The following is a 4,949-nucleotide window of genomic DNA, read 5'->3' as shown; positions in this document are numbered from 1 at the left end:
CCCTCTTTAGCAAAGAGGGGTTAGGGGAGATTTAAAGCCAAACACGCTCAGGAATCTATGATGCTCAATAAAAACATCACCATAGACAAATCCGTCAAATCGCCTTAGTATTTGCCTTATATTTTAAGGCAAATAGAAGAGGGAATCGCTGTATGATGAATGAGAAATATATTTGGCAACAGAAAAATTGGACAACATGGAATTATGATTTAACCGCATTACTGCCTTTGCTCAATCAAGCGCACTATCAGCAAGGACGACTATTTGGTCGTTTATGGGATATTGGCTTTGAGGAATTGGCACAACTGGGTCTGCAATCGCTGACGCATAGCATCGTCAAAAGCAGTGAAATTGAAGGGGAATGGCTGAATCCTCAATCAGTGCGTTCTTCCCTTGCGCGTCGTCTTGGCGTTGAAATCGGCGGTTTATTGCCAGTGGATCGAGCCGTTGAAGGCATCGTCGAAATGACCCTCGATGCTACGACCAATGTAGATACACCCTTGACATTAGAACGCTTATTTGCATGGCACGCTGCGCTTTTTCCGACCGGTTATAGCGGAATGTCGAAAATTAACGTTGCGGCATTGCGCGATGACAAACAGGGCGCAATGCAGGTGATTTCCGGCAACATTGGAAAGCAAAAAATCCATTTTGAAGCCCCACCGGCAGAAACACTAGACGTTGAAATGCAACGTTTTTTAGCTTGGATTAATCGCGAAGAAAAAGGTGATCCCTTTATTAAAGTGGCGATTGCCCATTTGTGGTTTTTGACGTTACATCCTTTTGAAGATGGCAATGGACGTATTGCCCGTGCGATTGCGGATTTTTTACTGGCAAAAACAGAAAAAAACGCTCCGCGTTTTTATAGTCTTTCCGCACAAATTCAAAAAGTGCGGTCGGATTATTATGAGATTTTAGAAAATACGCAAAAAGGCTTCACAAATATAACAACGTGGATTGCATGGTTCATTCAAAATATGATTGAGGCAATGCATGCTACCCAAGAGACCTTAGATCAGGTGTTAGCCAAACATCGTTATTGGCAAAAATGGCGAAAATTCGATTTAAACGAACGACAACGCAAGGTATTAAATCGTTTATTGGATGATTTTGAAGGCAATTTAACCAATAAAAAATATGCCGCATTAACGAAAGTTTCGCGCGATACGGCACTGCGCGATCTCACGGATTTAGTTGCAAAAAACATTTTGCGTACAAGTGGCGGCGGACGAAGCCTGTATTACGAAATCGTGCCGTAGAAAACTTGGAGGGTTAAAGTCCCCTTACAAGGGCTAATGAACCATAAGGCTGATTTCACTTCTGCCAAATCTCCCCTAACCCCTCTTTGCTAAAGAGGGGGATTTGAGCGAAGGTTGATTGGTTAAATGTGGTCGGATGAATAAATATTTGGTGGGCTAAAGTGCACCTTACAAGGACTCATGAGCCACAAAGCTAATTTCACTTCCACCAAATCTTCCCTACCCCTCTTTGCTAAAGAGGGGGATTGAATCGAGGGTAATTTGAATTTTGGTTTACTACTTTAATATGCGATGAGAGATTGAAATTTTCTTAGATTAGCAATGAGCCAGTTGCCGGCAATTTACTCAAGAAATCCTCCTCTTTAGCAAAGAGGGGTAGGGGAGATTTGGCAGTATCAATAAACGAAGAAATTAATCCATTAGCTCCCCAAAGACAGCAAATACACAAAAGGAACACCTATGCTCAACGAAAACGACATCGAACAACTCACCATTCAACGCCTACAATCCCTCGGTTGGGAATATCGCTATGGTAAAGACTTGCCTGTTCATGAAGGCGAGTTTGCCCGTGGCGATTTGAGCGGCGTAGTCTTTATTGAGCAACTGCGTGAGGCGGTGCGTAAACTTAATCCGCAACTGCCTGAAAGTGCGGTTGATTCTGTGGTGAAATCCGCGACGAAAACCGATATCGGCGACTTGGTGGTGCGTAATCAGGCGTTTTATAAACTGTTGCGTGATGGCGTGCGGGTGGAATACCAGGCAAACGGTGAGCAAAAAATAGAAATGGCGCGCTTGGTGGATTTTGAGCAGGTGAAGAACAACCGCTTTGTTGCCGTCAATCAGCTGGAAATCCGCAGCCGTAAAGGGGGCAAACGGATTCCCGATATTATCGGCTTTGTCAATAGTCTGCCCTTGGTGGTATTTGAGCTCAAAAATCCGCTGCGTGAATCGGCGGATTTATTGCAGGCATTTAATCAGTTTGAAACCTATAAAGATGAGATTGCCGAGCTGTTTGTTTACAACCAAGCCCTGATTATTTCAGACGGCATTGCCGCACGCTTGGGCTCGCTTTCGGCAGATTTCCAACGCTTTACACCGTGGAAAGTGGTGGATGAAAAAAATCAAAGCGCGCGCTTATATTTTGACGATGAATTGCAAAGCCTGCTCAATGGCTTGATGAAGCCTGAGGATTTATTGGACTATATCCGCTATTTCGTCTTATTTGAGCGGGATTCCAATGGTAAAACCATTAAAAAAATCGCGGCATACCATCAATATTACGGCGTAAATGAAGCGGTCGATTCCACTCTTTTTGCGACTTCGGAAAAAGGCGACCACCGCATTGGCGTGATGTGGCATACGCAGGGTTCGGGTAAATCTATTTCCATGTTGTTTTATGCCGGCAAACTGCTTGCGCAGCCTGAATTGAAAAATCCTACCATTGTGGTGGTCACCGACCGCAACGATTTGGACGGTCAGCTTTTCCAAACCTTTTCTTCAGGCAAAGATTTAATCAAACAAACACCGCAACAAGTGGAAGACAGCGATCAACTGCGCCAACTGCTCGCGCAAAATGAAGTCGGCGGCGTGTTTTTTACGACGATTCAGAAATTCGCCCTAAATGAGGAAGAAAGCTGCTTCCCTGTTTTAAATGAGCGCAGCAATATTATTGTAATCAGCGATGAGGCACACCGCAGCCAATATGGCTTTACGCAAAAATTGCATAAAGGCAAATTTCAGGCAGGCTACGCCCGCCATTTGCGCGATGCGCTACCTAATGCTTCGTTTATCGGTTTTACCGGTACGCCGATTAGCCTAGAAGATAAGGACACGCAAGATGTGTTTGGGCGTTATGTGTCGATTTATGACTTGCAAGATGCGGTGGAAGATGGCGCAACGGTGCCGATTGTGTATGAAGCGCGCCAAATCCGCTTAAACGAAAAAGAACACGATGAACTATTCAAAGAAATTGATGATTTGCTGGAAGAGGAGCAATCCCCTGCCCTGCGTTTGCAGGAAAAATTGCTGGGTTCGCAAGCCCGCCTTGCCGATTTAGCCGCAGATTTTGTGCAGCATTTTGCCAAACGCAATGAAGTGGTCGATAGCAAAGCAATGATAGTGGTTTCCAGTCGTCAGATTTGCGTGGACTTATACAATGAAATCATCAAACTGCGTCCTGAATGGCATTCGGACAATATTAACGAAGGGGCGATTAAAATTGTGATGACAGGTTCTGCTTCCGATGCGCCGGAAATGCAGAAACACGTTTACAGTAAACAGGAAAAACAAACGCTGGAACGCCGCTTTAAAGACCCAAACGATCCGCTGAAAGTGGTGATTGTGCGCGATATGTGGCTGACGGGCTTTGATGCGCCTTGTTGTAATACGATGTATATCGACAAGCCGATGCAGGGGCATAACCTGATGCAGGCGATTGCTCGGGTTAACCGTGTATTCCGTAATAAAAGCCGAGAAAATGGCGGCTTGATTGTGGATTATGTAGGCATTGCTGACGAGCTCAAAAAAGCCACCCGGCAATACACCAATTCGCAAGGCAAGGGCAAGCTGACGGATAGCGTGATTGATGTGTTCTTTAAAATGAAAGAGCATTTAGAATTTGTGCGTAGCCTGTTTGCAACGCCGGTTGAAGGGAAAACGTTTGATGTTCAAGCCGCCTTAGAGAAGGACGAACCACATGAATTACTAATGGCGATTCGTTTTGCCGCCAACCATATTTTAAGTCTTGATCAATTACCTTTTGATGGCAAAGCGCACGAGCAACATTGGTTTGATAAAAAAGAAGCCGAGCCTCGCAAAAAAGCCTTTTTGAAAGCGGCTGGCTTGGTGAAAAAAGGTTATATGCTATGTGGTGCCTTAGCGGAAGTCGAGCCATACAACCAAGAGATTGCCTTTTATGATGCCGTGCGTGCCATTCTCACTAAGCGCGAACAAAACGGCACGGGCACAAATGAAAGACAGATTTTATTAAAAAAATTGGTCAATCAAACCGTCTATTCCGAAGGCGTCATTGATTTATTTGATCTGCTGGAAAAACCGCAGCCACAAATCAGCCTGCTTTCCGAAGAGTTTTTACAGACCATCAAAAACAGCCCGACGAAGAATTTATGGGTCAGCGCAATGGAGCGGTATTTGGCAAGCGAAATCAAAGCCAAATCAGGTGCAAACCTCACCTTGCAAAAAGACTTTGAGCAACGTTTGAAAGAAGCCTTAAACCAATATCACAACCACAATTTAAGCGTGGTAGAAATTTTGGATGAGCTCTTCAAAATGAGCCAAGACTTCCAAGAACGCTTAGCTTTAGGTGAAAAGTTAGGCTTGAAAAAAGAAGAATTGGCATTCTATGAAGCACTTGCACAAAACCAAAGCGCACGGGAACTGATGGGCGATGAAGTGCTTTCCAAACTAGCCAAAGAAATTACTGATACATTAAAACGCTCAGTTACGATTGACTGGCAATACAAAGAAGGCGTTCGTGCCAAAATGCGTATTCTCGTGAAACGCGCCTTGCAACGCTACAAATATCCGCCGGATAAACAAGAAGAAGCCGTGAGCTATGTGATTAAGCAAGCGGAAGAAATTGCAGAAGAATTAGCCCAGTAAGGGTCTATACTTCACAAACCTTCAAGGGGCGTGTGAAAACCGGTAACCGTGTTTATTTTCATATCACTA

At 44.4% G+C, this 4,949-nt stretch carries 2 protein-coding genes; both read left to right on the top strand.

Features of this window, described 5'->3' with window-relative positions; translation table 11 throughout:
• Positions 1-155 precede the first annotated feature (155 nt).
• Positions 156-1,259, top strand: coding sequence for a Fic family protein (locus HMPREF9065_RS02405; RefSeq protein ID WP_033002662.1), 1,104 nt, complete (start codon positions 156-158; stop codon positions 1,257-1,259).
• Positions 1,260-1,718: 459 nt separating this feature from the next.
• A complete protein-coding gene (locus HMPREF9065_RS02410; RefSeq protein WP_021616614.1) occupies positions 1,719-4,880 on the top strand; it encodes a type I restriction endonuclease subunit R in 3,162 nt (1,053 codons plus the stop codon).
• Positions 4,881-4,949: the final 69 nt, after the last annotated feature.

This window comes from Aggregatibacter sp. oral taxon 458 str. W10330 (assembly GCF_000466335.1).
In the GTDB taxonomy this organism is placed as follows: domain Bacteria; phylum Pseudomonadota; class Gammaproteobacteria; order Enterobacterales; family Pasteurellaceae; genus Aggregatibacter.
This window is presented reverse-complemented; position numbering and strand designations above follow the sequence as displayed.